The organism is Pseudomonas sp. LBUM1668 (genome assembly GCF_059695715.1).
The window spans coordinates 302,209-326,889 of record NZ_CP166787.1 but is presented as its reverse complement, the minus strand read 5'-3'; the positions used below and the strand labels follow the sequence as shown (position 1 = coordinate 326,889).

Sequence of the window (24,681 nt, the reverse complement as noted above, 5' to 3'; positions counted from 1 at the left end):
TTTCGCGACACAACAGAGAACTTATGGACAGGTTTGATTTGCCGGACAAGCGCTGGCGGATAGTCAAGGATTGGATCATTCGTCAGATCGACAGCGGGGAATGGCCGGCCGATACGAAGCTGCCCTCGATCCGCGCCCTGACCCGAATGTTTGAAACCAGCATCACCACCGTTCAGCGCGCGCTGGCGGATCTGGAAGCCGATGCCTATGTTTCGACGGTCCCCCGTGTCGGCTATTTTGTCTCGGCTTCAGGACGGGGCAAACCGGCCAGTGATTTTGATTTCTCCAGTGTTCCGGTCAACGTCAATCATGCGGTGGTCGCGATGCTCTCCCAAGCGGCTTCGCGCACTACCGCGTCATTGAACTCGGCCGTGTTGCACGGCGACCTCACGCCGAACGTGCTCCTCAACAAGTGCCTTTCGGTGCTGGCCGGCAAAGCTGACAACTCGCTGACCGGGCTGGTCGCACCGCCCGGCCTGCCAGCGCTGCGCCGTCGGATTGCCGGACTGATGCTGACCCGTGGCGTGGTTTGCGGGCCAGACGATATTCTGATGACATCGGGCGACACGATCGCCTTGGAGCTGGCACTGGAAGCCGTCGCGCCGCGAGGCGCCACCGTCGCCATCGAAACCCCGACCTATTACGGCATCCTGCAGACCATCGAACGCCTGGGCATGCGCGCCCTGCCGATCCGTACGCACGGCAAACTGGGCCTCGACGTCGATCACCTCGAAGAGGCGTTGAAACTGAAAAAGGTCGCGGTGATCTTTCTCAACCCGACCCTGCAGAATCCCCGTGGCTTCATCATGCCCGAGGAAACCCGCGCACGGCTGTCACAGATCGCTCGCGACGCGGATGTGCCGATTATCGAGGACGATATCTTCTTCGACCTGGTGCCCGAAGGCGAACGCCCGCGCGCGATCAAGAGCTACGACAGCAGCGGACAGACGATTTACTGTTCGTCATTCTCCAAGACCATCGCGCCCGGCTATCGCGTTGGCTGGTGTCTGGCCGGCAAGTACCGCAATGCCATTCTGGCGCAGATGTTTTCCCGCAACCTGGCGGTTTCCAGCCTGGCGCAAAATGTCCTCAACGAATTTATCGGGCGCGGCTACATGGAAGAACACTGCGCCAGGCTCAGGTCGCAACTGTCTTCGCATGCAAGCTTTGTCGAAGCGCTGGTGCGCACGGATTTCCCTGCGGGAACCGTGTATGTGCCACCACGCGGGGGGTTCATTCATTGGATCGAGTTGCCAGCACACACGGACATGTTGGCGCTGGATCGGCTGGCCAGCGAGCGCGGTTGCCACGTGGCCGGGAGCGGAATTTTTTTCGCCGACGGGCATGCAACCACGGGCGTGCGTATCTGCCTTGGCACAGCGCTGACCCCGGATGTGATCGCAATTCTGAAGGTGATTGCCGAGTGCGCGCACCTCGCCGGGCGACCATCAGACGTGCGGCAGATGCTGACTGCACAACTTCAAGAAACAGCGGTTTCCTGACCGCGAAAAGGACTTTCGCAGAGCCACCTGATGAACCAGAAAAGAACCCGCATCCCCCTGCCCCATCCGCCGCCGTATCGCCAAAGCCGGGCGACCTTCTGGCTGACCGTACTCGTTGGCGTTCTGATTACCTTCGCTTGCGGCGCATCCATCTGGATGCTGTTCGACAGCTGGACCAGCGGCTCCATCACCACAACCAATCGCGGCCCGAAAGACACCTACACCCTGACCCTGCAACCCCGGCGGTTCTGGATCGAGTTCGTGTCGCAAAGCATAGGCACAGCGTTCCTGCTGTTTATCGGGGTGTTCGGATTGTGGATTTATCGCAAAGTGCAGGAGCCTGAGAAGAAGCCGAAAGGCAAGCGCACTCGGCGATAAATAATCCCGTCCTGCGACAATCATGCTTGCTTGATTGAACGCGGGCCGGTCGCGCTCCAGAACGGTTGAATCTGGAGCGCGTACGAAATGGACTACAGACCGTCGCCACTTAATGCGTCAAGAGCCAGCAACTTCCTGCAACACCCATCCCTTCTTCCTGCCGACTTCGCAGGCTGGGCCGACATCTTTCGCAAGCGACTCTCGGCATGCTGGCACTTCTGTTTTCAATGATGCGGAAGATTCGATGAGCCAGCTGAAACCTGCTGACATGCAAGATCCGAAAATCGATTCACTGCTGGGCGAACTTGGCGAGCTGATCCGCCAGGCACGGCAAAAAGTGCTGCGCGTTGTAGATACGATTCAGGTGCAAACCTGCTGGCAGATTGGCCGGCATATTGTTGAGTTTGAACAGGAAGGAACCAAACGAGCGGGATACGGCAAGCAACTGTTGGCCCTGTTAGCGCACGAACTGAAGGCGCAGTTCGGCAAAGGCTTTGATGAGCGAAATCTGCGCTACATGCGCAGCTTTTATCAGCTTTTCCCAATTTGGAACGCAGTGCGTTCCGAATTGAGCTGGACCCACTATCGCAGGCTGCTCAGGGTCGAAAGTGAAAAGGCTCGCCAGTGGTATATGGACGAATGCGCCACCCTCAACTGGTCGAGCCGCGCCTTGGATCGCCAGATCAATACGCTGTACTACGAGCGCCTGCTAATGAGTCGGGACAAGGCAGGCGTGATCGAGGAAGCTACCACCAACATCGCCGCACTGAACTGCAATCCACGCGAGTTCATCCGCGACCCCGTCATTCTCGAATTTCTCGGCCTGCCATCTCCGGGCAAGGTGAATGAAACGGGGCTTGAGCAAGCGCTCATCGATCATCTGCAGAGCTTCCTGCTGGAGCTGGGCAAGGGCTTCTCTTTTGTGGCTCGACAACAACGCATAAGCGCCGGCGGTTCGGATCTGTACATCGATCTGGTGTTTTACAACTACCTGCTCAAATGCTTCGTGATCATTGACCTCAAACGTGGCCAACTCAGCGCACGCGATGTCGGGCAGATGGATATGTATGTGCGCATGTACGACGAGCTCAAGCGCAGTGAGGGTGACAAACCGACCGTCGGGATCATTTTGTGCGCGCAGGATAACGAGGCGGTCGCGCGTTACTCGATCCTCAAAGGCAATGAGCAACTGTTCGCCAGCAGTTACAAAACAGTACTGCCCAGCGTGGAAGAGTTGCGAGCGGAGCTGCAAAGAGAACAAGCATTGATCGAGGAACGCATGCTCTCTGAATCCACCGAATAAACGCTGCAGATTGTCCCTTTAAGGTACTGCGACTATCGTGGGCAGCATCTCGCAAAGGTCGAGCACCATGAGCTGTCAGGACACGCCCCCATTGCAAGCTGCGCAGCGCAAGCCGCCATTGGCTGCCGAGCTTCAAGGTGATCCGTTCAAGGAAACAGCCGCCGACGGTTTTGTCCTTGGCGGTTTCACCTGGCGTCATGCCCTGCCCGATATCCAGCGCCCGGTTGTAATCCTCAACGCCGCCACTTCGGTGCGCTGCCGTCATTACTCGCGTTTCGCTGATTACCTGTTCGCCAATGGCTTCGACGTCATCACCTACGACTACCGGGGCATCGGTGAGTCGCGACCTGGCTCAATCAAAGGCCTCAACGCCTCATGGACAGATTGGGGCGCGCTGGACTTCGAGGCGATGCTGCGGCGCGCGCAGCGGGAATTTACCGGGCAGCCGATCGATGTTGTCGGCCACAGTTTTGGTGGCTGCGCGGCTGGCCTCGGTGAGTCCGGGCAGGTCATCCGACGGCTGGTCACCGTCGGCGCGCAGTTCGCCTACTGGCGCGATTACGCGCCTGAACAGCGCTGGCGGATGTTCGGCAAATGGCATCTGCTGATGCCGCTGTTAACGCTGTTCTGCGGTTACTTCCCCGGTAAACGCCTCGGCTGGCTGGAAGACACGCCGGCAGGCGTAGTGCGCGACTGGAGCACGCCCACTGCGCGTTACGAGCGTCGCCCAAGCGGGCGAGCGATGTTGGCGAGAACAGGCCACCTGCCCTTTGCCACTGTCCGCGCGCAAACCCTGGCGATCAGCATCAGCGACGACCCTTATGGCACGATTGCAGCCATCGAGCGCCTGCTCAACTACTTCAGCCATGCGCCAAAAACCCACCTGCGCATCGACCCACAGGACATCGGTGAGCAACAAGTCGGACATTTCGCCTTTTTTCGCAGCGCATACCAAGCCACACTATGGCCCATCGCTCTGAACTGGCTGCAAACCGGCGAACTGGCCCCCGACACACCGGGGCGGCAAGTACCGCGCAGCTGAGCCTCATTCAACGCACGACGGAACACATCATGGCCTCCGCCAACAAGCAGCAAAAACGCGCCGCCCGGGCCAAAACCAAGGCCAAGCAGAACCGCACCAAACGCGCCGAAGCGCCGGTCGAGCTGGACCCGAACGACGACCGTATCGACTTCGAGTCGGTGGACCTGACCGAGCTGTTCAAGAAAATGATCGACGCCGAGAAGATCAGTCAGCAAGCGATGTGCACCGCATTCCTCGAAGACCCGCTGCTGGAACTGGTCTACGAACAGGAAGGCGAAGAAGGCTCCATGGATTTCATCCTCGCAGCGCTGATCGAGTATCGCCAGTGGTCGCAGGAAACCGACGAGGCTGGCGCGCTGGCGTGGATCGAATCCCCCGCGTTCCAGGCCGACTATGTGGCGGCGTCCGACGCCATCGCTGCACAAACCCAACAGAAGAACTGAGTTCCCATGGCATCCCTGAACAAGCAACAAAAACGCGCCAAACGCGCCAAGGCCAAAGCCAAGCAAATCCGTATGGTCGGCCGCAAGCCGCTGGACCAGGACGAAGACCTCGGCCACCTCGCCGAGCCGATTCCGGATTACACCCTGGCAATGTTCAGCAAAATGCGCGACGCCGAAGCCGTCAGCCGTAACGACATGCTGCTGACACTGCTGCGCGAACTGGCGTTCATCATCATCGATCACCCTGATCTGCTCGACATGGAAAACGCCGACAACGAAGGCATGGCCGCCACCCACCTGGCCGCCGACATGTTGATCGACTACCGCATGTGGGCCGACGGCATGACGATCGAAGCCGCACAGGCCTGGCTGAGCGAGCCGCAGTTCATCACCGACTTCGGGATTGCGCTGGATGCTTATGGCAAGTCGGTGGAATCGCAGGAAGAAAAGAGCGAGTAAATCCGCGCTCACAAACAAAAACGGCCGCTAGTCATCACTGACAGCGGCCGTTTTGCATTACGCGTTACGGATCAGTTCAACACCACAGCACCACGCTTTTCCTGCTTGCGACGGCGAGACACCAGCAGACCGGTTGCCACCACCATCAGGCTCAGCAGGCCGGTGGCGAGGATTTCCACGCGGTGCGCTTCCTGGAACAACATGATGGTCAGGGCCGCGACGATGAAGATGATCACCGCGTAGGTCAGGCCCGGGAACAGCCACATGCTGAATTCGATTTTCTCGCCACGGGCCATGCGCTGTTTGCGCATCCGCAGTTGCGAGAACGCGATCACCAGGTACACCAGCAGTGCGATCGCACCGGAGCTGGCCAGCAGGAATTCGAACACGGCGGCCGGGGCCACGTAGTTGGCGAATGTGCAGAGGAACGCGGCGCCAGTGGACAACATCACCGCCCAGTAAGGCGTACCGCTTTTGTTGGTGCGAGTCGACATGGCCGGTGCGTCACCGCGCTTGCCGAGGGAGAACAGCATGCGCGACGAGGTATAGAGCGCCGAGTTCAGGCAGCTGGTTACGGCGACCAGAACCACGATGTCGACGATCATTTTCGCGTTCGGGATGCCCATGCGTTCCAGTACGGTCTGGTAAGAACCGAGGTTCGCCAACATAGGATCGTTCCATGGCACCAGCGCCACGACGATGAAGATCGACACGAGGTAGAACAAACCGATCCGCCAGATCACCGAGTTGGTGGCCTTGGAGATCTGCTTGCCCGGGTCTTTCGATTCCGCGGCCGCGATGGTCACGATCTCGGTCCCCATGAACGAGAACATGGTGGTCAGAATCGCGCCCAACACCGCGCCCATGCCGTTAGGCAGGAAGCCGCCGCTGTCGAACAAGTGCGAAACGCCGCTGACCTGGCTGTTCGGCAGGTAGCCGAAAATTGCCGCAAGGCCGAGCCCGATGAACCCGATGATCGCCAGCACTTTAACCAGCGCAAACCAGAATTCGAACTCGCCGTAGTTTTTCACGCTGAACAGGTTGGTCACGGTCAACAGCAGGGTGATGACCAGCGCAAACGCCCAGATGCCTACGTCGGGGAACCACGCGTGCAGGATGGTCGCGGCGGCGTTGGCTTCCAGCGGAATCACCAACACCCAGAACCACCAGTACAACCAGCCGATGGTGAAGCCGGCCCAGTGCCCGATGGCACGGTCGGCATACGTCGAGAAAGAGCCGGTGTCGGGCGAAGCAACCGCCATTTCGCCGAGCATGCGCATCACCAGCACCACCAGGGTACCGGCGGCTGCATAGGCCAGCAGCACTGCAGGACCTGCGGCGGCGATGGCGTGGCCGGAGCCAACGAACAGACCGGCGCCGATTACACCGGCGATCGACAACATGGTCACATGACGCGGTTTGAGCCCCTGTTCGAGGCCATTGGAGCTTGGGGTACTGCTCATCGAAACTACCTTTGCAAGGAAAGCGATTGCGTCCGGCCCGTCCGAAATTTCCTTCTCGTAAAAAGAAACCAACGGGGCGTTCCTTATTCTGCACGCAATAATTGCGCCAAAATATTTCAAACTCTTTCGGGCCGGGGCTTTGCGCGCGACCGGACAGTCATCGCAAGTCATTGGATTTAATGGCAATCTGCCAGAGCGTTACCCTGCGACTCACTTTAAAGACGAATCCGCGCACCAGAAACACACTGAAAAAGTGTGGGATGCACAATAAAAGGGCGAATCGGGAACGTTCGGCCGGATAGCGCTTCCAACACCCCGCCAAAGCTGGCAACATCGCGCCTTTTTTTACGCGACACCCACGCGATTGCACGTTCAAACACCCGTTCGGTTGTTGATGGGGCGACAGTCTGCTGTGCTGATGCGACAACCCGCCACATGCCACCCGTTTACCGCTCGTAGCGCTGTTGGCTGCCATTGAAACGCTATGCTAGCTTGGCCGCCTCGCCAGGAAGGCCATCAAACAGCAGGAGCGCAACATATATGAGGAACGCACATGGCTGAGGCCACGCCCGCGCTTGAAATCCGCAACTTGCACAAACGCTACGGACAGCTTGAGGTGCTCAAAGGCATCTCGCTGACCGCACGCGACGGCGACGTGATCTCGATCCTGGGTTCCTCCGGTTCCGGCAAGTCCACGTTCCTGCGTTGCATCAATCTGTTGGAAAACCCGCACCAGGGCCAGATCCTGGTGGCCGGTGAAGAACTCAAGCTCAAGGCCGCCAAGAATGGCGAACTGGTTGCCGCCGACGGCAAACAGATCAACCGCCTGCGTTCCGAGATTGGTTTTGTGTTTCAAAACTTTAATCTGTGGCCGCACATGAGCGTCCTCGACAACATCATCGAAGCCCCGCGCCGCGTGCTCGGCCAGAGCAAGGCCGAAGCCATTGAAGTCGCGGAAGCACTGCTGGCCAAGGTCGGCATCGCTGACAAGCGCCACGCCTACCCGGCGCAACTGTCCGGTGGCCAGCAGCAACGCGCGGCCATCGCGCGCACGCTGGCGATGCAGCCGAAGGTGATCCTGTTCGACGAACCCACCTCCGCCCTTGACCCGGAAATGGTTCAGGAAGTACTTAGTGTCATCCGCGCATTGGCCGAAGAAGGCCGCACCATGCTGCTCGTGACCCACGAAATGGGCTTCGCCCGTCAGGTCTCCAGCGAAGTGGTGTTCCTTCATCAGGGCCTGATAGAAGAGCAAGGATCGCCACAGCAGGTGTTCGAAAACCCGCTTTCGGCGCGCTGCAAACAATTCATGTCCAGCAACCGCTAACGGAGCAACATGCATGCAGAACTATAAAAAGGTCTTCCTGGCCGCCGCCGTCACCCTCGCGTTCAGCGCCGGTGCCATGGCCGAAACCCTGAAGATGGGCATCGAAGCGGCTTACCCGCCGTTCAACAATAAAGACGCCAGCGGCAACGTGGTCGGCTTCGACAAAGACATCGGCGACGCCCTGTGCGCCAAGATGAAAGTCGAGTGCACCGTAGTCACCTCCGATTGGGACGGCATCATCCCGTCGCTGAACGCGAAGAAATTCGACTTCCTGATCTCGTCTTTGTCGATCACCGAAGAGCGCAAAGGCGCGGTGGACTTCACCGACCCGTACTACTCGAACAAGCTGCAATTCATCGCACCGAAGAACGTCGACTTCAAAACCGACAAGGACTCGCTCAAAGGCAAAACCATCGGTACGCAGCGTGCCACGCTGGCCGGCACCTGGCTGGAAGATACCTATGCGGATGACATCAAGGTCAGCCTCTATGACACCCAGGAAAACGCCTACCTCGACCTGACCTCCGGCCGCGTCGACGCCATCCTCGCCGACAAGTACGCCAACTATGACTGGCTGAAAAGCGAAGCCGGCAAGAACTACGAGTTCAAAGGCGACCCGGTCGTGGAAAGCGACAAGATCGGCATTGCTGTGCGCAAGGGCGATCCACTGCGCGAGAAGCTGAACGCTGCACTGAAGGAAATCGTCGCTGACGGTACCTACAAGAAGATCAACGACAAGTACTTCCCGTTCAGCATCTACTGATCCTGACCTGCGGAACCGGCGCCGTGATGCAACGGCGCCGGCTCCCGACCTTGCCTGCCGCGATTTGAAAAGAAATCCATGATTATCGACCTTTACGGATTCGGCCCGGCGCTCGCCGCTGGCGCGCTGATGACCGTCAAACTGGCTCTCTCGGCCCTGTGCCTGGGTCTGGTGCTCGGTCTGCTCGGCGCCTTGGCCAAGACTTCCCCGTACAAGCCGCTGCAATGGCTTGGCGGCTTTTATTCAACCCTGGTGCGCGGCGTCCCGGAATTGCTCTGGGTGCTGTTGATCTACTTCGGTACGGTCAACCTGATGCGCGCGCTCGGTGAGTTTTTCGGCAACCCCGATCTGGCACTCAGCGCCTTTGCCGCCGGTGTCATCGCGCTCGGTTTGTGTTTCGGCGCCTACGCCACGGAAGTGTTTCGTGGCGCAATCCTCGCCATTCCCAAAGGTCACCGTGAGGCCGGCGTGGCCCTGGGCCTGTCGAAATGGCGAATCTTCACCAAGCTGATCATGCCGCAGATGTGGCGCATCGCCCTGCCGGGCCTGGGCAACCTGTTCATGATCCTGATGAAAGACACTGCGCTGGTGTCAGTGATCGGCCTGGAAGAAATCATGCGTCATGCGCAGATCGGCGTGACCATGTCGAAACAGCCGTTCACCTTCTATATGGTTGCCGCGCTCATGTATCTCGGCCTGACGGTGGTGGCGATGACCGGCATGCACTTCCTGGAAAAACGCGCCGCCCGTGGCTTTGCGAGGAGCGCTCAATGAACTGGGAAGTCATCATCAAGTGGCTGCCGAAACTGGCGCAGGGCGCGACCCTGACCCTGGAACTGGTGGCCATCGCCGTGATTGCCGGCCTGTTGCTGGCGATTCCGCTGGGCATCGCCCGCTCTTCGAAGCTGTGGTACGTGCGTGCTTTGCCCTACGCCTACATCTTCTTTTTCCGCGGCACACCGTTGCTGGTTCAGCTGTTCCTGGTCTATTACGGCCTGGCGCAGTTCGACGCTGTCCGTAACAGCCCCATGTGGCCGTACCTGCGCGATCCGTTCTGGTGCGCAACGGTAACCATGACCCTGCACACCGCGGCGTACATCGCCGAGATCCTGCGCGGCGCGATTCAGGCCATCCCACCGGGCGAGATCGAAGCGGCGCGTGCCCTGGGCATGTCCAAGCCCAAAGCGATGTTCTACATCATCCTGCCGCGGGCAGCACGCATCGGCCTGCCGGCCTACAGCAACGAAGTGATATTGATGCTCAAGGCCAGCGCCCTGGCCAGCACCGTCACCCTGCTGGAACTGACCGGCATGGCCCGCACGATCATTGCTCGCACCTACCTGCCGGTGGAAATCTTCTTCGCCGCTGGCGTGTTCTATCTGGTGATGGCTTACGTGCTGGTGCGCGGCTTCAAGTTGCTGGAGCGCTGGCTGCGCGTCGATGCCTGCCAAGGGCGCTGAAACTTCCCACGTGCTGACGGGCGAGGACTTACTCGCCCGCTTCACGGCACTGAATACTTTTCTGACAGCGCACCAGGCGTTGTGGAAACCTCGACCGTTCACTCATCTTCAGCTTCCCTGGGAAGCGTCCTACCCGGAGCTGGCCTCATGGCTACGCGGCCGGTCGCTGCAAGATGCGGAAAATGCTCACAACCACCCTGCCAATCTTGCCGATGCGCCGGAGCCGTTCGCTTCATTGGCGGCGTTGTCGGCTGAACTGAGCGCGGTCGGTGAGTTACCGGAACATGCGCTGGAAACTGCGGGCCATCGATTGAATGTTGATGTACCGGGGCGTAAATGGCAGCAGATCGAGGCGTTCGGCAGTCGACTGTCCTTCGCATCGCAACCGACGCATTGGCTGGACTGGTGCTCCGGCAAGGGACACTTGGGGCGGCGTCTGCTGAGCACCGGGCAACAACTGACTTGCGTTGAATACGATCCGGCGCTGGTTGCCAGTGGTCAGGCGCTTAGCCAGCGTCATCATTTACACGCGCGGCATGTTGAACAGGATGTTCTGGCGGCAGATGCTTCAGCCGTATTGAACGCACTTCACACGCCGGTTGCCCTCCACGCCTGCGGTGATCTGCATGTGCGACTGATGCAATTGGCCAGCGCCGCCGGTTGCCGACAAATGGCAATCGCTCCGTGCTGCTACAACCGGATCAATCGCACGGAATATCAGGCGTTATCCCTGGCCGGCTCGGGATCGCTCCTACAGCTATCTTTAGAGGATCTGGCGCTACCGATGAGCGAAACCGTCACCGCCGGTGCACGAGTCCGACGCCAGCGCGACACCTCGATGGCACGACGCCTTGCCTTTGACTTGCTGCAACGGCAACTACGCGGCATCGACCAATACCTGCCAACCCCTTCGCTACCCAGCACCTGGCTGGAAAAACCCTTCGCCGATTACTGCCGCGATCTGGCAGCGCTCAAAGAGTTATCCACAATCGGCCCGCAGGATTGGCCAGCGCTGGAGGCGGCCGGTTGGCAGCGGTTAGCCGAAGTTCGCAACCTGGAATTACTTCGCGGAATATTCCGACGACCACTGGAGCTTTGGCTGAATCTGGATCGAGCACTTTTCCTCGCCGAACAGGAATACGTCGTGCGCCTTGGCACCTTCTGCGATGCGCCACTCACACCGCGCAATTTCCTCCTGCTCGCCGAACGCGCTTAAAACACTCCAGCCTGTGGATAACTCTGTTGATGAAATTCTTGTGGATCCAATATCCACGCCTGTTTCGTGGCTTTAACACTGCTGGTCATTTTTTGTTCACATGAATAAATAACCAGTAAAACAGGGATTTGCGAACAAAATGAGAATGCGTCCACAAATACTCACACTTGAGCGCGGGCCTGCCGATCAGTTGTGCATAAGCTTCCATTCAAAACGACATAAATCAGCTGATACGAAGCAGATCTGACAAAAAAAATCGCCGCCTCAGGGTAGGAATACAAACCTTGAAAGTGCCTGTTTTCAAGGGTGAAAACCCAGAGATAACGCCTACGTTGAGCTTGATCCTGCACCCGCATAAAAATAGTCTGAATTCAGGGGTTTACAGATTTAACCCAATCGCTATAATCGTCGCCCACACGCCGGTATAGCTCAGTTGGTAGAGCAACTGACTTGTAATCAGTAGGTCCCGGGTTCGACTCCTGGTGCCGGCACCATACAAAACAAAGCCCCTGCAGAAATGCAGGGGCTTTGTTGTTTCTGGGGTGTTTATATTTCTGGCAACGCAACACCTTCCGTAGAAACAGCACCTCTCCCCCGCACACTTCGACTGCCTCGCCACACCTCCTCTTTCAATCCCCGAAAGCACCGCTTTGCCCCCAAAGGTTTAGATTTCCATTTATGGCAAATTATGAGCTGGCAATAATTATGACGTGCTCATAAAAGCTGTAATTGCATAAACGGCATTTTTCAGTGCTCAGAACTGGCTGAGGAGCTTTGATTGTGGGGTTAGGCTGCGAGGCATTCATTACAAAAAAGCCCCTGCAGAAATGCAGGGGCTTTGTTTATTTCCGGTCTTAAGCAGGATGCAAATCCCGCAACGCTTCAGGATGCTGACTCGCAACACGCAGCAGGGTTTGCGCTGCGCCCGTCGGCTGCCTGCGGCCTTGCTCCCAATCCTGCAATGTCCGCCGACTCACACCGATCAGCTTGGCAAACGCGCTTTGGGAAATGCCCACCTTGGCACGAGCTTCTGCTGCTGCAGAAAGCGGCACATGAGTTACCCGCGCGGCTTTTCTTTCTTTCATTTGACGCACAGAGTCCAGCAAGTCCTGCTGGAATTGCTCCACTTCATTGGCCATCGCTGATTTCCTCCTTCAATTGCTTGAGCAAGGCTGTGGGCAAGTTGTCGAACTTTGCCTTGGTGTAGGCAATGAGCAACCAAATTGAACAGAAATTCATTGAGGTAAATCGCCTTCCCTACGGCGAGGGCTTTTTGCGTTTCAAACCTGACTGACCTCAAACACAAACGAAATCCTGCGCTGGCTCGCACTCCACACATAACGCAGATGCTTGCCCTGCTTGGGAATCGATACTGCCGGTGGCCGGAACGCGGCGACGCATTCGTGCCCGGCCAAACGAACGCTGTTGTAAAGCAAACCCCAGGATTGGGCTTCACGTAGCTGCCGGGCAAATGCCTGAGAAGGGCCGTAGGCATCCGGATCAGGGTTGTGCAGGTTCGGATAGTCGTGGCGAATGTCGTGCAGCGGTTTGACGACTCGGTTGACGTAAGTGCGCATGGTCAATTCGAGGTTTGCTTCGTTGGTGGCTGCGAGAAAGCGTTCCTGGTGATAACAGGTCTCGGCGATAGCAGCGGCCTGGCTGCTGGCGGCGTAGTAAACGCCGAAGGTGCCGTCGGTGAAGCGGCTGCTTTTGCCTATGTGCGTGAACGCAGCCATCACCGGGGTCGATCCGGGGCCTGAGAGCCGATCTCCCGGGCGCACCCGGTCAAGGACGCCCGCCTGAGCGATCAGACGATCGTTGGTCAGCGCTTCGAGGGCGTAGGCAATTTCCAGGTCTTCGGGGTCGAGCACGTCTTCGAACAGCGCAATTGGCGGGAAGCTGCTGTTAACGATCCGGTAGGCGCGCGGCCAATGCGAATCGGCCAGCGCTGGCGCGCTCAACCGCGCACTCCGTCGAGGTAGCGTCGTACATCGGCGATATCGACGACGCGCCCGGCCAGCATGTAGTCCAGAGCGGTTTGCCCATTAAACGGTGCAGCAGTGTTCGGGCTGCTGACCCACGTATAAGCGCGCTCGCGGCTGTTGCTGAAGATGATGCTCAACGCCTTGTGAATGCCCATCAGGTAGGAGATGCGCTCAAGGGTGTCGTGGGGTAGGCGCACGTTTGGCGGCAGGTGTTTGTACTTGTAGAACGTGGTGTTGCCGACACCGCCGAGCAATGTGCGTTGCTGCTCGGCGTTGCAGCCCCACCGCTCCATGAGGTTGAAGAAAAACTTCAGCGCGACGCGGCCCGCTTCGGGGGCGTCAAGTTGTTCGCGTGGGGTGAGGGCTGGGATTGAGGTAGACATGGTCTCCTCCATTAGTAGGTGACGTGCCATGAAGCCTAGTACAGATACGAATGCTTGTTTTATTTTTATCCGCTAATGAATCAGATCGTTATCCAGATGAAGTCGTTGAAAAGCCATGTTTTATCATTTCACGTGAGTATTTTTTGACCCCAATCACCCCCATGTCACCGAAAACCCCGATCCTGTGTCAGCCTCCAGCCATCGGCGGGGACATCAATTCGCTACTAAACCCGCGACAACTATGCTCAGGTGCAGGAATATAGCCGGCATATGGCGCCGGACCGGTCGTCTCGTAAACAACAATACCCAGCCCACTTCAGAGGGCATTACCCATGGATAGCAGAACCTTACGCAACCTCATGCGCATCGTGCAGACCGGCTCGTTGTCGGCCGCAGCCGAGCATTCGTGCCTGACCGTGCAGGCATTGGCCGCGCAGTTGAACAAGGTCGAAGAGCAGTTCGGTTTCCGCTTGTTTCGTCGTTCCAACAAAGGGCTGACGCTGACGCCGCAAGGCACCGAGCTGACGCCTTATATGGACAGAGTGCTGATTGCCACGCGACAGATGGAAGAAAAAGTCGAGGCGCTCAAAGTGCCAGGGCAACGCACGTTGAAGGTTGCGTTAAACAACACGTTGTCGCCTGACTTCAATCGGCGAATGATCGGACGCCTGATTGAGGTGTTTCCCGATTATCAGATGGAATTCAGCTACGCCGAGTCGATGGAAAACCTCAGCAAGCTGAAAAACGAAGACTTTGACCTCGCGGTGCTGATCGGCCCGCAGCGTCCGGGTTTGCCGAGCATTGTCCTGCCGGATGTGCAGGTGCAGGTGGTCGGCGCGCATTGTGGGCAGGAGAACGATCCGCTGACGTTGCTGGGCAACAAGTTTCAGGTGCGTCCTGCGGAAGATTGTCCGTATTCCCACAGCTTCTTGCGTTTTCTCGACGCCGGGCTGGGCAATCACGAGAACGGTCAACGCATGGTCTACTCCTGCAGCGAGACCCTTACGTTATCGCTGATCACGCAGATGGATGCAGTTGGCATGGTTTCCCGCGAGGCCGCGCAGAAGAACGGCCTGACGATCTTCCCCGGTTTCGAGGATTTCCTTGAGGTGCGGCTGGCGATCAATAACCCGGACCTGTCGAACCAGGCGTTGAGCGACGTGGTCGATCTGCCGCTACATGAACGAGCCGAGCGCAATGTACGCAGCCGTCCCAACCGCCACACTGAGAAAGAGGTTTTTGCTGAAATACGCACATAACAACGTCGGAATCGCTGCATAGAATTCCGGGCGATCGAGCTGTATGTGCTGATCCTTGATCAACAAGGGTGTCAGGCTGATCGCAGCGACGATCGCCACTGGCAGGTATTCCAGCGCGCGCGCGATAAACGGCGGCCAGTGCTCGGTGTTGATTTGCAAGGGCAGAGCCCGCGGCAGGAAGGTCACAGCCATCATCAGCGCGACCACCAGAATCAGGAACGTTTGGTCAGGCATACACCCACTCCGCAGCCCACAAACGTGGCGATAAACACATTAAACGGCGAGCTGCCGACCAGGCTCAGTGCGCCCATGCAAACCACAGCCGCCGCGGCGGCGATGAGTTTGTTGCGGGTGTTGCACAGCGACACCAGCACGTAGAGCATCATCGCCGTCAGTGCGTAGTCGAGCTGATATTTGATCAAGTGCGCCGCGTACTGGGCACAGACCGCGCCGAGCAAGCCACCGAGCACCCACGAGGTGTGGCAGAACAGGTTGAAACCAATCAGATAACGCACGTTGACCGGCGCGCCGGTGCCGAGTTTTACGCTGTGGAAAGCAAAGGATTCGTCGGTCAGGCCACCGGCGTAGCACCAGCGCTCCATGCGACTGAGGCCTAACGCGCGCAGGGCTTTTGCCATGTACACCGACATCAGCATGTGCCGCGCATTGATCAGGAAAGTGGTCAGCACAATGGTGGTCAGCGAAGCACCGCTGGAGATCAGCGCCAACGCGGCAAATTGCGAAGCGCCGGCATAAACGAATAAACACATCGCCACGGGCAGCCACATTGGCAGCCCCGCGTTGACGGCCATCAAGCCGAATACGAACGCCACCGTGAAATACCCGGCGACCACCGGGCTGGCTTCGGCAAATGTACGCGACGGCTGATGGTTGACCATCAGCGGCGCACTGCCGGACGTTTCATTCATAGATCCCTCTCAAATGTCCGTTCGCCGTGAGGTTCGCAAAAACCCTGGGCAGCCCAAAAACGCTTGCCCGCGAGGTTAGCATCGTCGACGAACAGAAACATCCGCAACACACCCACACGTTTCATGTCGGACGACGCCGCTTCAACCAGACGTTGACCGACGCCCTGGCTGCGATACAGCGGACTGACGGCCAGATGATTGATGGTGCCGCGACTGCCGAGCATCCCGCCCAGCACCGCGCCGACGATCTCGCCGGCCACGTCGAAGGCCAGAAAGGCCGTGGTGGTTTTCTGGATTAATACCCCGCGCAGGCACTTGGCGTCCTGCCATTCGCAGAAGGACACCTCGTCGAACTGGCGGAAGAAGCGCTCCATGCGCTGCGCATCCTTGGCCGTGGCGCGCCGCAGCAGCACCGGCGTTGAGCACTCGACGCCGTCGATTGGGGTGATCTGATTAGCGAACAATGTCGAAAGCGGTCCCGGGCCGCGAGAAGGAAATCGCCAGAATCTGCCGGTACGCCATGGCATGGGTGTGCGAGTTGCGCGCCGGGGTCACGTAGTGGCGCATGTCGCGGTCGAGGAAGTAGGTGGTATCGAGAATTTCCTGGTAAGTGGTAGACGCCAGTTGATGCTCGTGGATGTCGTACAAACGACTCTCTGCACCCTCGACATTGTTGCGGCCCCAGAAGTGCACACCGCTGAACGGATAACCGTCGCAATGAATCCCCTCGGGGGTGATTTCCAGCTGTTTGCCGGGTTTGATCTCGATGCGGATCTGATGGATCTGGCACTGCCAGATTTCATCGTGCAGCTCTTCCGGCAATACGCTTTTGTACACTTCGAAATCGGTGTCGATCAGGCTGCGCATCACTGGCGATGAAATCACTTCATCGGAAAAGTCCTGGAAGTGCCGGACCAGACCGCCGACATAGGCGTTGTTTTCCTTGGACTGCACGTACGCGCGATGTTCGAGCTGGGTCAGTTCGCGAGTCTTGGGGTTGTATTCAAAATCGCTGTAACGGCGGAAACGCATGCCGGCTTCGGCCTGACCGTAGTAACTGTCAGGTTCCATGTTTTCCCAACTTTTGGTCAGTCTGACGAAGTCGGCGAAATGACCGTAGAGATTGAAGTCACCACCCTGGACGTTGACGTATTTGTCGCGCCGTAGCGATTCGCCCACTTCTCTGTTCAAAACGATCATTACCAAATTCTCCGCTGCATTGAGCGGCCTAATCTATTAGGTGCAGAATTTGCGTCCATGAGAAAGAATTTCAGGCATTTAAAGCGCTGTTTGAAACGGGGTTTGAAGCAACTGAAAAACAACTTTTACATGACAAAAACACGGGTTTTTTCCGGTTTTTTATAAAAATACGTCGAAAAAAAACCCCGAGACAGTCGGGGTTTTTCTCAAACTTGTTACACCTGATCGTTCATCAGAAGATGTTGATCGGGTAGTCCACAAATACACGCAGCTCGTTGCCGCTGACGTTGTACTCGCTGGATTTCTGCGAAACACGCAGGATCGAGCTGCGCAGTTTCACGCTCAGGTCTTTGGCCGGGCCACTTTGCACGACGTACTTGAACTGGTTGAAGATTTCGCGCTCGGTGCCGCCTTCGCTGGTGGACGTGGTGATGTTGTCGCCACGCACGTAAGCGAAGTTGTAGCTCAGACCCGGTACACCGAATGCGCCGAAGTCCAGGCCATAGCCCAACTGCCAGCTGCGTTCGTCTTCGGCGTTGAAGTCGGACCAGTAAGAGTTGGCCAGGTAGATGGTGTTGCCACCGTCGCCGACACGATTCTGATCTTTCTGATAGCCGCCGTAGGCGTAGCCCAGGTTGCTGTCGCCGGTGGAGCGCTGGTGCGCCACGGTGAACGAGTGCGGACCAGTAGCGAAAGTTGCTGCCAGGCTCCAGATCTTGTTGTCGTCGCCAGTTACACCGTTTTCGCGGACATAGGAGTTGTCCAGTTTGGTGCGATAGCCATTGAAGTCCAGGGTCAGCGACTGATCCTTGTTGAACGGCAAGACGTAGTTGGCGTTCACGTATTGTTTCTTCAATACGTCTTCAACGTCGGAGGCGTAAAGCGCACCTTTGAAACGTTCAGTGAACTGGTAGCTACCGCCCAGTACGTTGATCGACTTCAGACCACCGCTGTCACGGCCTTCATCGCTCTTGCGCGATTCGGCGGTGAAACGACCGGCGTTCAGTTCCAGGCCTTTGATCTCTCTGGAAGTGATCAAGGTGCCGGTGTAGCTTTCCGGCAGCAGGCGCGAGTTGTCGTAGTTCAGCACCGGCAGGGCCGGCATCTGATCGCCGTAGGTCAGCACGGTGTTGGAGAAGCGGAACTTGACCGCTGCACCGCCCTTCGCGATGTCATGGTTCGCGCGACCGTCATTTTCTTGCTTGAAGAAATCGATACCACCGGCGCCGCTACGGCCTTTGCCGCCATCCAGACGCAGTGCGTACAGACCGAAGGCGTCCACACCGACACCGATGGTGCCTTGAGTGAAACCGGACGAGAACGTGCCGATGGCCGCTTGGCCCCACTCGGCTTTGTCGTCGTTACCGTCTTTGTAATCACGATTGATGTAGGCGTTGCGCAGCAGCACTTTGAGGCTGCTGTCTTCTTGAAAACCCTTGGACTCGGCCTGGTCGTTAGCCATGGCCTGTGTAGCGCTCAACATCCCCAGAGCGATCAGGCTGATTCGCTTGTTCAACATTTTATTTTCCTTATTTCGGGTTGAAACGCGCTGTGTCGAACGGCTGAAACGGCGCTATTGCGCTCTTTTTTCACCCCGAAACAAAAAGGCCCGCCCACGACAAAGTCGTGGCGGGCCTTCTTATTATTTTTGAGTCATGGCGGTTGGCCACAGGCGTTGGGCCGAATCGTAGCCGCGCCCTTAACATTGTGTCAATTTCAAGAATCGTCTTTAAATAGGCGAAAATCGTCTAAGAAACGTAAATTTAACGCTCACTCCTTGCACGGAAATGCGTTAAGCCAGTGAATCCAGCGCCTATCAAGCACAACCGTCAAGACCACAAAACGCGGAAGACTCGCCAGTATCGTCGCTGCCAATCGCCTGCCCTAACCAATCGGCAAAGGCTTGCGGCTTGCCCAGCCAAGGGCTGATATCGATAAGCGTGTATTGGCCGTCTTGTTCCAACGCGAGCGTCGGGAATCCCTGCCCGCCCAACTGAGCCAGCAGTGCGCGACTGGCTTTTATGTGTTGCTCGGTATCCACGGATTTAAACGCGGCCTGAAAGATTTCCTCGACGTAGCCCAGGTCAATTGCGAGCTCCAGAAGTACAGATTCATCGGCAATCCGCCGCCCTTCCACGTAATGCGCAGCCTGCAAACGCCCGAGCACCTCCAGACCACGGCCGTCGATTGCCTCTGCTGCCAAAACGGCAGCGATCGGTGGTGTCGAGTCAAAGACGGCCGTGTGATCGCGCAGCAAGCCGTCGAAATACGCTTCGCCAAAAGGCTGGCCGGTGTATTCGGCAATGCGCCGATCGTGGGGCATGACGTAATTGCGCAACTGCGGCGAAACGCTTTGGCGGTTGGCGCCGCTCATCATCCCGCCCGCATGAGCGCTCACCGGCAGCACTGACTGCGCCGCTTCCACCAACGGTTTGGCGCCATAGCACCAACCGCACAATGGGTCGTAAATGTAGTGAAGGATCATCAGAAAACTCCGGCATAAACGTGGGAAAGTTGATGCAGGCAGACTAGTCCTCAAGCCAATGCGGAAAAACGCCGGAATGGCTCTCAGACTGTTTCGTGAATCGGGCGAATTGTCCGAACGGTCAGGTTGTATCGAGTTCGACACAAATTGAAACAATCACATAAGGGAACTTCTCAGGAATAATTAACGGAAGCAAATGCAAAGCATTACCATTCGCGCGCTTGATTCTTCCAACCTTTCGGATGCGCTTTTCAATGCCTGCCCCGTTCCGTCTTACGCCCGTCACCCTTGGGCTTTCTGCTTTTCTGTCCAGCGGTTTTGCCTACTCCGCGACCGAATTACCCGCCACCGCCATCAGCGCTGAAGCGCAAGCCGATGATCCGCGGGTAAAAGTCAGCAACACCGCGACCCGTACCTCGACTCCGGTGCGTTATGTGCCGCAGGCCATTGATTCGATCAAAACGTCGAACGTTGCCAATTACGGCACCAACGATATCGGCGATGCCCTGAGCGGCATGCCCAACGTCAGCAGCAGCGCCGACACCCGCTTCGACAGTTTGCGGATCCGCGGCTTCGACGCCAGCAACGACTTCTATCTGGACGGCATTCGCGACGACAGCCAATACAAGCGCGACTTGCACAACATCGAACGCGTCGAAGTGCTCAAAGGCCCGGCGGCCGTGTTGTACGGCCGCGGCAGTCAGGGCGGGATCGTCAACCGCGTGAGCAAAGCGCCAGAGGCCGGCCGCCGCTCGACCATTGAAGCCCAGGGCGGCAGCGAAGATCTGCGCAGCCTGTACGCCGACCTCAGCACCGACCCGAGTGACAACATCAGCCTGCGCCTGAACATGGGCAACATGGATGAAAACAGCTTTCGCGATGGCGTCAGCGGTAACCGCCAACTGTTCGCACCGTCGATGAGCTGGCAACTGACGCCCGACCTGAACTGGCTGGTGCAGTACGAATACAGCCGCTACAACCGCACCCCCGATCGCGGGATTCCGGGCGTGAATGGGCGGCCGGCCGATGTCGGCCGCGACACCACCTACGGCAACGATCACGACTTCATCGACGACAAGTCGCAATCGCTACGCTCGAAACTCACTTACGAAATCAACGACAACTGGCAACTTCGCCAGACCCTCGGCGTGTTCAAGCTCGACAGCGATTTCGACAACACCTACCTCACCGGTTACACGCCTGCAACCAACAAGGTTACGCGCCAGCACTGGCAGCAGGATCTGACCACCCGCAACGTCTACAACAACGTTGAACTGGAAGGTGGTTTCGATACGTTCGGCCTTGAGCATCGTTTGCTCACCGGTATCGAAATCGGCAGCCAGCGCCGCGACCCGACCTTGTACAACGCCGCCACCGGCAGAACGCCACGCGCGCAGCCGGTGCCTTCGCTTGACCTGTTCAACCCGAACCGCGATCTGCGTCACACCGGCGCCATGCAGGTCTCCAGTAGCAGCCACACCGAAGTCGAAAGCCGCGCGGTCTACGTGCAGGATCAACTGCGTCTTAACGATCAATGGCAACTGCTCGGCGGATTGCGCTACGACACGTTTGATATCGAGTCGACCAACAAGCTGCGCAACATTTCCGAAGATCGCGACAGCCACAGCACCAGCCCGCGCGTGGGCCTGGTCTGGACGCCGCTGGAGAATCATTCCTTCTACGCCTCATGGTCGAAGACCTTCTCGCCAGTGGGCGGCGGCCTGATCGGCATCACGCCGGGGGCGGCCGGCAACACCAACGACCTGAGCCCCGAGCTGACCAAGCAGAAAGAGATCGGCGTGAAGAGCGACTGGCTCGATGATCGCCTCAGCACAACGTTGGCCATCTATGACCTGGAGCTCTACAACCGTCGCACCACCGATCCCAATGATCCGACCCTGACGGTGATGTCCGGTCTGCAACGCTCGCGCGGGATCGAACTGACCGCTACCGGCAACCTCGTCGGCAACTGGTACGTGCGCGGTGGCGTCGGTATGCAGGATGCGAAGATCGAGAAGGACAACAACGGTCTGGAAGGCAAACGCATCAACAACGTCGCCAAGCACAACGGCAGTCTGTTCCTGACCTGGAAACCGGAGATGGGCTGGTACGGCGAAACCGGCCTGACCCTGGTCGGCCAGCGTTATGCCGACAACGCCAACACCACCGTGCTGCCGGGCTATGGCCGTTGGGATGCGCTGGTCGGTTATCGCTTCAAGGACTGGGATTTGCGTACGGCGTTGAACAACATCACTGATCGCGAGTATTACGCGTCAGCGACCAGCGCCGCGCAGATCATGCCGGGGGCGCCGCGTAGCGTGGTGATGACGGGTACCTACAGTTTCTGAAGCAAGATCAAAAGATCGCAGCCTGCGGCAGCTCCTACAGGGGAACTCGCATTCCAGTGTAGGAGCTGCCGCAGGCTGCGATCTTTTCAGCCGCGCAAAAAAAGCGCCGCCATCCCGGCAGCGCTTTCACCAATCCCTGTTGTTTTTCTTATCCTTCCATCACAGCCCACAACGCTTCCAGTTCGGCCTCGCTGAACAGGTCAGCGGGGTAGCGCTCGATCATCATCCGGCGCGGATCAGGTTCCCTGATCTGACGCGTTCCATTGGACCTCAAAAAGTGCGCGACCATCTGGAGCGATTCGCCGTTTACGGCCATGGGATGCAACGTCCGCTCGCTGACTACGTTCACTTCGGCGTTCATTTCAGCGCTCTCTCCCCGGTCATGAGCGGCTAAGTTATCCAAGGTTTATGACAGAACTGTTGAAGTTCTCCTCCCTCCCTAGTGCACCAGGACAAATACAAGAGCTGTGCCAAGGTTTGCGATTTGTCGACAAGTGGATACAAAGAAGCCCGCAGTCCTGTCGGGCTGCGGGCCTCTACGCGTACCTGGCGAGCTAATCGTTGCTCGACTGATTTGCCAATCAGCTCAAGCTGTTACGACTCAACTCACTCTTTGTGCGGCGCTGGCTGCTGTTGGGTAAGGCAGTGAATATTGCCGCCACCCAGTAACAGTTCGCGGCCCGGCACCATCACCACTTCGTGTTGCGGAAACAGGTTCTGCAGAATTTCCCGGGCCGGGGCATCCATTGGATCGTCGAAGCTCGGCGCGATGATGCCGCCGTTGACGATCAGGAAGTTCACGTAGGAACCGGCCAGACGCTCGGTAGGATTACGTTCCTGCGAGCCGTCCACTTGGTCGACGCCAGCGCACTCTTCTTCGGTCGCATACAGCGGCCCCGGAATCGGCATTTTGTGCACCGTGAACGGGCGACCCTTGGCGTCGGTGCTGCTTTGCAGCACTTTCATCGCCGCCTGACAGCGCGGGTAGTTCGGGTCCTGTGGATCATCGGTCCAGGCCAGCAATACTTCACCCGGACGCACGTAGCAGCAGAAGTTATCCACATGACCGTCGGTTTCGTCGTTGAACAAACCGTCCGGCAGCCAGATGATTTTATCCACAGCCAGATTGTCGCTCAGCACCGCTTCGATCTCTTCGCGCCCCAGATGCGGGTTGCGATTGCGGTTGAGCAGGCATTCTTCGGTGGTGATCAACGTGCCTTCGCCGTCGACATGAATCGAACCGCCTTCAAGCACAAAACCTTCGGTGCGATAGCGCGGGCTGCGCTCGATCTCGAGGATCTTGCCGCCAACCTGCGAATCGCGATTCCATGGCGCGTACAAACCACCGTCGAAACCGCCCCAAGCGTTGAAGTCCCAGTTCACACCGCGTACTTCGCCGTTGTTATTGATGACGAATGTCGGACCGCTGTCGCGTACCCAAGCGTCGTCGCTGGACATCTCGACCACGCGGATATTCGGCACGTCGAGGCGCGCGCGGGCGTTTTCGTACTGGCCGGCGGACACGGCAACGGTCACCGGCTCGAAACGGGCGATGGCTTTGGCCACCGCCGCGTGTGCAGCCTGCGCCGGTTTGCCGCCCAGACGCCAGTTGTCCGGACGCTCGGGCCAGATCATCCAGGTCTGTGTTTGTGGCGCCCACTCGGCCGGCATGTGGAAGCCGTCGGCGCGTGGGGTACTTTTCAATGTGGTCATCGGGATCAGGACTCCAGGGAACCGTCGAGGGTTTTCAACGCGCCGTACAGATTCGGCCGGCGGTCGCGGAATGAACCCCACGCGCTGCGAATATGTTCCAGCTCGTCGAGGTTGAAAGTGTGCACAAGAATACCTTCTTCGGTTTTATTCAGCTCCTGCACTTTTTCGCCGAACTGGTTGGCGATGAACGAAGAGCCGTAGAACGTGATGTCGTAGCCATCCTGTTCTTCGTTGCCGATGCGGTTGCTGGCAATCAGCGGCATCAAGTTTGCGCCGGCATGTCCCTGCTGCACGCGCTGCCAGTGATCGCGCGACGAGATGGTTTTGTCGTGCGGTTCGCTGCCGATCGCAGTTGGATAGAAGAGGATTTCCGCACCTTGCAGGGCCATGCTACGCGCCGCTTCCGGGAACCACTGATCCCAGCAGATGCCCACGCCGATCTTCGCGTAACGGGTGTTCCACACTTTGAAGCCGGTATCGCCCGGGTTGAAGTAGTACTTCTCGTGGTAACCGGGGCCATCCGGAATGTGGCTTTTACGATAAATCCCGAGGTTGCTGCCATCGGCATCGATGATCGCGATGCTGTTGAACCGCGCACGCCCGGCCAGTTCGTAGAAGCTGATCGGCAACACCACTTGCAGCTCTTTGGCGATTTTCTGGAAATGCTTGATGGCGACGTTTTCTTCAACCGTCGTGGCCAGTTGCAGATAGTCCGGGTTGGGCTTCTGGCAGAAGTACGGCGCTTCGAACAATTCCTGGATCAGGATGATCTGCGCGCCTTTGGCGGCGGCTTCACGCACCAGCCTTTCAGCAGTTTCGAGGTTGGCTTCCAAGTCCCACGAACAGGCCATCTGAGTGGCGGCGACGGTAACGGTACGGCTCATGAATCATCTCCGGGCAAGTGCTTTGACGGTCGAGGTTTCGACCGAAGAGAAAAAACGCGCGCACCGGATAGCCATCGCCATGCCGGAGCAATGGCGACTTTATAGCCGATAAATATCGGCTTTAAAAGCATTGAACGAT

Annotated in this window: 26 protein-coding genes, 1 tRNA gene and 1 pseudogene; 14 read left to right on the top strand and 14 right to left on the bottom strand. The window is 58.0% G+C overall.

The features are described 5' to 3' along the window. Positions 1 to 23: 23 nt before the first annotated feature. From ACA061_RS01475 to ACA061_RS01450, 6 genes are all read left to right on the top strand, one after another. On the top strand, positions 24 to 1,502 hold the full coding sequence (locus ACA061_RS01475) for an aminotransferase-like domain-containing protein (protein WP_210554355.1): 1,479 nt from the start codon (positions 24 to 26) through the stop codon (positions 1,500 to 1,502). Between the two features lie 30 nt (positions 1,503 to 1,532). Further along, a complete protein-coding gene (locus tag ACA061_RS01470; protein ID WP_497300441.1) occupies positions 1,533 to 1,880 on the top strand; it encodes a hypothetical protein in 348 nt (115 codons plus the stop codon). A gap of 244 nt (positions 1,881 to 2,124) precedes the next feature. Next, complete coding sequence (locus ACA061_RS01465; protein ID WP_150617448.1) at positions 2,125 to 3,183, top strand: PDDEXK nuclease domain-containing protein; 1,059 nt, start codon at positions 2,125 to 2,127, stop codon at positions 3,181 to 3,183. A 67-nt stretch (positions 3,184 to 3,250) separates the two neighbouring features. Next, positions 3,251 to 4,225: an alpha/beta hydrolase family protein gene (locus ACA061_RS01460; protein ID WP_497300440.1), complete on the top strand. Its 975-nt coding sequence runs from the start codon at positions 3,251 to 3,253 to the stop codon at positions 4,223 to 4,225. A 29-nt stretch (positions 4,226 to 4,254) separates the two neighbouring features. After that, the gene (locus tag ACA061_RS01455) at positions 4,255 to 4,668 is read left to right on the top strand and encodes a hypothetical protein (RefSeq protein WP_042557187.1); all 414 of its coding nucleotides are present in this window, start codon (positions 4,255 to 4,257) and stop codon (positions 4,666 to 4,668) included. Between the two features lie 6 nt (positions 4,669 to 4,674). Next, on the top strand, positions 4,675 to 5,127 hold the full coding sequence (locus ACA061_RS01450; RefSeq protein ID WP_497300439.1) for a hypothetical protein: 453 nt from the start codon (positions 4,675 to 4,677) through the stop codon (positions 5,125 to 5,127). A 71-nt stretch (positions 5,128 to 5,198) separates the two neighbouring features. On the opposite strand, the gene gabP is transcribed toward ACA061_RS01450, so the two are convergent. Continuing rightward, positions 5,199 to 6,590 (bottom strand): GABA permease, encoded by a 1,392-nt coding sequence (gene gabP / locus ACA061_RS01445; protein WP_210554359.1) that lies wholly within the window; start codon positions 6,588 to 6,590, stop codon positions 5,199 to 5,201. A gap of 553 nt (positions 6,591 to 7,143) precedes the next feature. Here gabP and ACA061_RS01440 point away from each other — a divergent pair. The 6 genes from ACA061_RS01440 to ACA061_RS01415 all read left to right on the top strand — a co-directional run bounded on the left by ACA061_RS01440 (position 7,144) and on the right by ACA061_RS01415 (position 11,850). Further along, on the top strand, positions 7,144 to 7,917 hold the full coding sequence (locus tag ACA061_RS01440; RefSeq protein WP_042557182.1) for an ABC transporter ATP-binding protein: 774 nt from the start codon (positions 7,144 to 7,146) through the stop codon (positions 7,915 to 7,917). Positions 7,918 to 7,930: 13 nt separating this feature from the next. After that, the gene (locus tag ACA061_RS01435; RefSeq protein WP_150593870.1) at positions 7,931 to 8,680 is read left to right on the top strand and encodes an ABC transporter substrate-binding protein; all 750 of its coding nucleotides are present in this window, start codon (positions 7,931 to 7,933) and stop codon (positions 8,678 to 8,680) included. A 78-nt stretch (positions 8,681 to 8,758) separates the two neighbouring features. Beyond that, positions 8,759 to 9,454 carry an ABC transporter permease gene (locus tag ACA061_RS01430; protein WP_047299331.1) on the top strand — a complete coding sequence of 232 codons (696 nt, stop codon included), beginning with the start codon at positions 8,759 to 8,761 and terminating at the stop codon, positions 9,452 to 9,454. After that, entirely contained in the window at positions 9,451 to 10,140 is a 690-nt protein-coding gene (locus tag ACA061_RS01425) for an ABC transporter permease (RefSeq protein ID WP_047299330.1), read from the top strand. The genes ACA061_RS01430 and ACA061_RS01425 overlap by 4 nt, the downstream gene beginning before the upstream one ends. Next, entirely contained in the window at positions 10,121 to 11,356 is a 1,236-nt protein-coding gene (locus tag ACA061_RS01420) for a methyltransferase (RefSeq protein WP_210701237.1), read from the top strand. Before ACA061_RS01425 ends, ACA061_RS01420 begins: the two co-directional genes overlap by 20 nt. 418 nt (positions 11,357 to 11,774) lie before the next feature. Then, a tRNA-Thr gene (locus ACA061_RS01415) sits at positions 11,775 to 11,850 on the top strand. Positions 11,851 to 12,210: 360 nt separating this feature from the next. On the opposite strand, the gene ACA061_RS01410 is transcribed toward ACA061_RS01415, so the two are convergent. From ACA061_RS01410 to ACA061_RS01395, 4 genes and pseudogenes are all read right to left on the bottom strand, one after another. Next, a complete protein-coding gene (locus tag ACA061_RS01410; RefSeq protein ID WP_210701238.1) occupies positions 12,211 to 12,495 on the bottom strand; it encodes a helix-turn-helix domain-containing protein in 285 nt (94 codons plus the stop codon). Beyond that, positions 12,485 to 12,586: pseudogene (locus tag ACA061_RS01405) on the bottom strand (transcriptional regulator); the annotation flags it as partial. The pseudogene ACA061_RS01405 and the gene ACA061_RS01410, both read right to left, overlap by 11 nt. A gap of 50 nt (positions 12,587 to 12,636) precedes the next feature. Continuing rightward, on the bottom strand, positions 12,637 to 13,317 hold the full coding sequence (locus tag ACA061_RS01400; RefSeq protein ID WP_497300438.1) for an RES family NAD+ phosphorylase: 681 nt from the start codon (positions 13,315 to 13,317) through the stop codon (positions 12,637 to 12,639). After that, positions 13,314 to 13,724: an MbcA/ParS/Xre antitoxin family protein gene (locus ACA061_RS01395; RefSeq protein ID WP_150617438.1), complete on the bottom strand. Its 411-nt coding sequence runs from the start codon at positions 13,722 to 13,724 to the stop codon at positions 13,314 to 13,316. The genes ACA061_RS01400 and ACA061_RS01395 overlap by 4 nt, the downstream gene beginning before the upstream one ends. Positions 13,725 to 14,056: 332 nt before the next feature. On the opposite strand from ACA061_RS01395, the gene ACA061_RS01390 reads away from it, so the two are divergent. Then, complete coding sequence (locus ACA061_RS01390; protein ID WP_115146028.1) at positions 14,057 to 14,983, top strand: LysR family transcriptional regulator; 927 nt, start codon at positions 14,057 to 14,059, stop codon at positions 14,981 to 14,983. Here the strand turns inward: ACA061_RS01390 and ACA061_RS01385 are convergent. The 6 genes from ACA061_RS01385 to ACA061_RS01360 all read right to left on the bottom strand — a co-directional run bounded on the left by ACA061_RS01385 (position 14,900) and on the right by ACA061_RS01360 (position 19,597). Further along, positions 14,900 to 15,217 carry an AzlD domain-containing protein gene (locus ACA061_RS01385; RefSeq protein WP_150596790.1) on the bottom strand — a complete coding sequence of 106 codons (318 nt, stop codon included), beginning with the start codon at positions 15,215 to 15,217 and terminating at the stop codon, positions 14,900 to 14,902. The two genes, ACA061_RS01390 and ACA061_RS01385, sit on opposite strands and share 84 nt — an antisense overlap. Beyond that, positions 15,196 to 15,912, bottom strand: a complete 717-nt coding sequence (locus tag ACA061_RS01380; protein WP_150604053.1) for an AzlC family ABC transporter permease — start codon at positions 15,910 to 15,912, stop codon at positions 15,196 to 15,198. Before ACA061_RS01380 ends, ACA061_RS01385 begins: the two co-directional genes overlap by 22 nt. Continuing rightward, positions 15,909 to 16,286: a GNAT family N-acetyltransferase gene (locus tag ACA061_RS01375; protein WP_150594162.1), complete on the bottom strand. Its 378-nt coding sequence runs from the start codon at positions 16,284 to 16,286 to the stop codon at positions 15,909 to 15,911. Before ACA061_RS01375 ends, ACA061_RS01380 begins: the two co-directional genes overlap by 4 nt. 79 nt (positions 16,287 to 16,365) lie before the next feature. Further along, the gene (locus ACA061_RS01370; RefSeq protein WP_150604054.1) at positions 16,366 to 17,112 is read right to left on the bottom strand and encodes a 2OG-Fe dioxygenase family protein; all 747 of its coding nucleotides are present in this window, start codon (positions 17,110 to 17,112) and stop codon (positions 16,366 to 16,368) included. A 232-nt stretch (positions 17,113 to 17,344) separates the two neighbouring features. After that, positions 17,345 to 18,631: an OprD family porin gene (locus ACA061_RS01365; protein ID WP_150604055.1), complete on the bottom strand. Its 1,287-nt coding sequence runs from the start codon at positions 18,629 to 18,631 to the stop codon at positions 17,345 to 17,347. Between the two features lie 297 nt (positions 18,632 to 18,928). After that, positions 18,929 to 19,597, bottom strand: coding sequence for a DsbA family protein (locus tag ACA061_RS01360; RefSeq protein WP_210554362.1), 669 nt, complete (start codon positions 19,595 to 19,597; stop codon positions 18,929 to 18,931). A gap of 254 nt (positions 19,598 to 19,851) precedes the next feature. Here ACA061_RS01360 and ACA061_RS01355 point away from each other — a divergent pair, with 254 nt between their 5' ends. Continuing rightward, positions 19,852 to 21,945 (top strand): TonB-dependent receptor, encoded by a 2,094-nt coding sequence (locus tag ACA061_RS01355; RefSeq protein ID WP_497300437.1) that lies wholly within the window; start codon positions 19,852 to 19,854, stop codon positions 21,943 to 21,945. Positions 21,946 to 22,093: 148 nt separating this feature from the next. Here the strand turns inward: ACA061_RS01355 and ACA061_RS01350 are convergent, their stop codons facing one another. From ACA061_RS01350 to aguB, 3 genes are all read right to left on the bottom strand, one after another. Next, the gene (locus tag ACA061_RS01350) at positions 22,094 to 22,306 is read right to left on the bottom strand and encodes a hypothetical protein (RefSeq protein WP_150604059.1); all 213 of its coding nucleotides are present in this window, start codon (positions 22,304 to 22,306) and stop codon (positions 22,094 to 22,096) included. Positions 22,307 to 22,551: 245 nt separating this feature from the next. Then, positions 22,552 to 23,658, bottom strand: coding sequence for an agmatine deiminase (gene aguA, locus ACA061_RS01345; protein WP_210554364.1), 1,107 nt, complete (start codon positions 23,656 to 23,658; stop codon positions 22,552 to 22,554). A 5-nt stretch (positions 23,659 to 23,663) separates the two neighbouring features. Then, positions 23,664 to 24,542 (bottom strand): N-carbamoylputrescine amidase, encoded by an 879-nt coding sequence (gene aguB, locus ACA061_RS01340; protein WP_150617433.1) that lies wholly within the window; start codon positions 24,540 to 24,542, stop codon positions 23,664 to 23,666. Between the last annotated feature and the right edge of the window lie 139 nt (positions 24,543 to 24,681).

Bases quoted from the DNA above. Each gene is read 5' to 3' on its own strand.
- ACA061_RS01430 (WP_047299331.1), top strand. From the start codon at position 8,759: ATGATTATCGACCTTTACGGATTCGGCCCGGCGCTCGCCGCTGGCGCG.
- ACA061_RS01350 (WP_150604059.1), bottom strand. From the start codon at position 22,306: ATGAACGCCGAAGTGAACGTAGTCAGCGAGCGGACGTTGCATCCCATG.
- ACA061_RS01375 (WP_150594162.1), bottom strand. From the start codon at position 16,286: ATGGAGCGCTTCTTCCGCCAGTTCGACGAGGTGTCCTTCTGCGAATGG.
- ACA061_RS01410 (WP_210701238.1), bottom strand. From the start codon at position 12,495: ATGGCCAATGAAGTGGAGCAATTCCAGCAGGACTTGCTGGACTCTGTG.
- ACA061_RS01390 (WP_115146028.1), top strand. From the start codon at position 14,057: ATGGATAGCAGAACCTTACGCAACCTCATGCGCATCGTGCAGACCGGC.
- ACA061_RS01475 (WP_210554355.1), top strand. From the start codon at position 24: ATGGACAGGTTTGATTTGCCGGACAAGCGCTGGCGGATAGTCAAGGAT.
- ACA061_RS01370 (WP_150604054.1), bottom strand. From the start codon at position 17,112: ATGATCGTTTTGAACAGAGAAGTGGGCGAATCGCTACGGCGCGACAAA.
- aguB (WP_150617433.1), bottom strand. From the start codon at position 24,542: ATGAGCCGTACCGTTACCGTCGCCGCCACTCAGATGGCCTGTTCGTGG.
- gabP (WP_210554359.1), bottom strand. From the start codon at position 6,590: ATGAGCAGTACCCCAAGCTCCAATGGCCTCGAACAGGGGCTCAAACCG.
- ACA061_RS01385 (WP_150596790.1), bottom strand. From the start codon at position 15,217: ATGCCTGACCAAACGTTCCTGATTCTGGTGGTCGCGCTGATGATGGCT.
- ACA061_RS01420 (WP_210701237.1), top strand. From the start codon at position 10,121: ATGCCTGCCAAGGGCGCTGAAACTTCCCACGTGCTGACGGGCGAGGAC.
- ACA061_RS01395 (WP_150617438.1), bottom strand. From the start codon at position 13,724: ATGTCTACCTCAATCCCAGCCCTCACCCCACGCGAACAACTTGACGCC.
- ACA061_RS01460 (WP_497300440.1), top strand. From the start codon at position 3,251: ATGAGCTGTCAGGACACGCCCCCATTGCAAGCTGCGCAGCGCAAGCCG.
- ACA061_RS01470 (WP_497300441.1), top strand. From the start codon at position 1,533: ATGAACCAGAAAAGAACCCGCATCCCCCTGCCCCATCCGCCGCCGTAT.
- ACA061_RS01380 (WP_150604053.1), bottom strand. From the start codon at position 15,912: ATGAATGAAACGTCCGGCAGTGCGCCGCTGATGGTCAACCATCAGCCG.
- ACA061_RS01355 (WP_497300437.1), top strand. From the start codon at position 19,852: ATGCCTGCCCCGTTCCGTCTTACGCCCGTCACCCTTGGGCTTTCTGCT.
- ACA061_RS01465 (WP_150617448.1), top strand. From the start codon at position 2,125: ATGAGCCAGCTGAAACCTGCTGACATGCAAGATCCGAAAATCGATTCA.
- aguA (WP_210554364.1), bottom strand. From the start codon at position 23,658: ATGACCACATTGAAAAGTACCCCACGCGCCGACGGCTTCCACATGCCG.
- ACA061_RS01440 (WP_042557182.1), top strand. From the start codon at position 7,144: ATGGCTGAGGCCACGCCCGCGCTTGAAATCCGCAACTTGCACAAACGC.
- ACA061_RS01435 (WP_150593870.1), top strand. From the start codon at position 7,931: ATGCAGAACTATAAAAAGGTCTTCCTGGCCGCCGCCGTCACCCTCGCG.
- ACA061_RS01450 (WP_497300439.1), top strand. From the start codon at position 4,675: ATGGCATCCCTGAACAAGCAACAAAAACGCGCCAAACGCGCCAAGGCC.
- ACA061_RS01360 (WP_210554362.1), bottom strand. From the start codon at position 19,597: ATGATCCTTCACTACATTTACGACCCATTGTGCGGTTGGTGCTATGGC.
- ACA061_RS01365 (WP_150604055.1), bottom strand. From the start codon at position 18,631: ATGTTGAACAAGCGAATCAGCCTGATCGCTCTGGGGATGTTGAGCGCT.
- ACA061_RS01455 (WP_042557187.1), top strand. From the start codon at position 4,255: ATGGCCTCCGCCAACAAGCAGCAAAAACGCGCCGCCCGGGCCAAAACC.
- ACA061_RS01425 (WP_047299330.1), top strand. From the start codon at position 9,451: ATGAACTGGGAAGTCATCATCAAGTGGCTGCCGAAACTGGCGCAGGGC.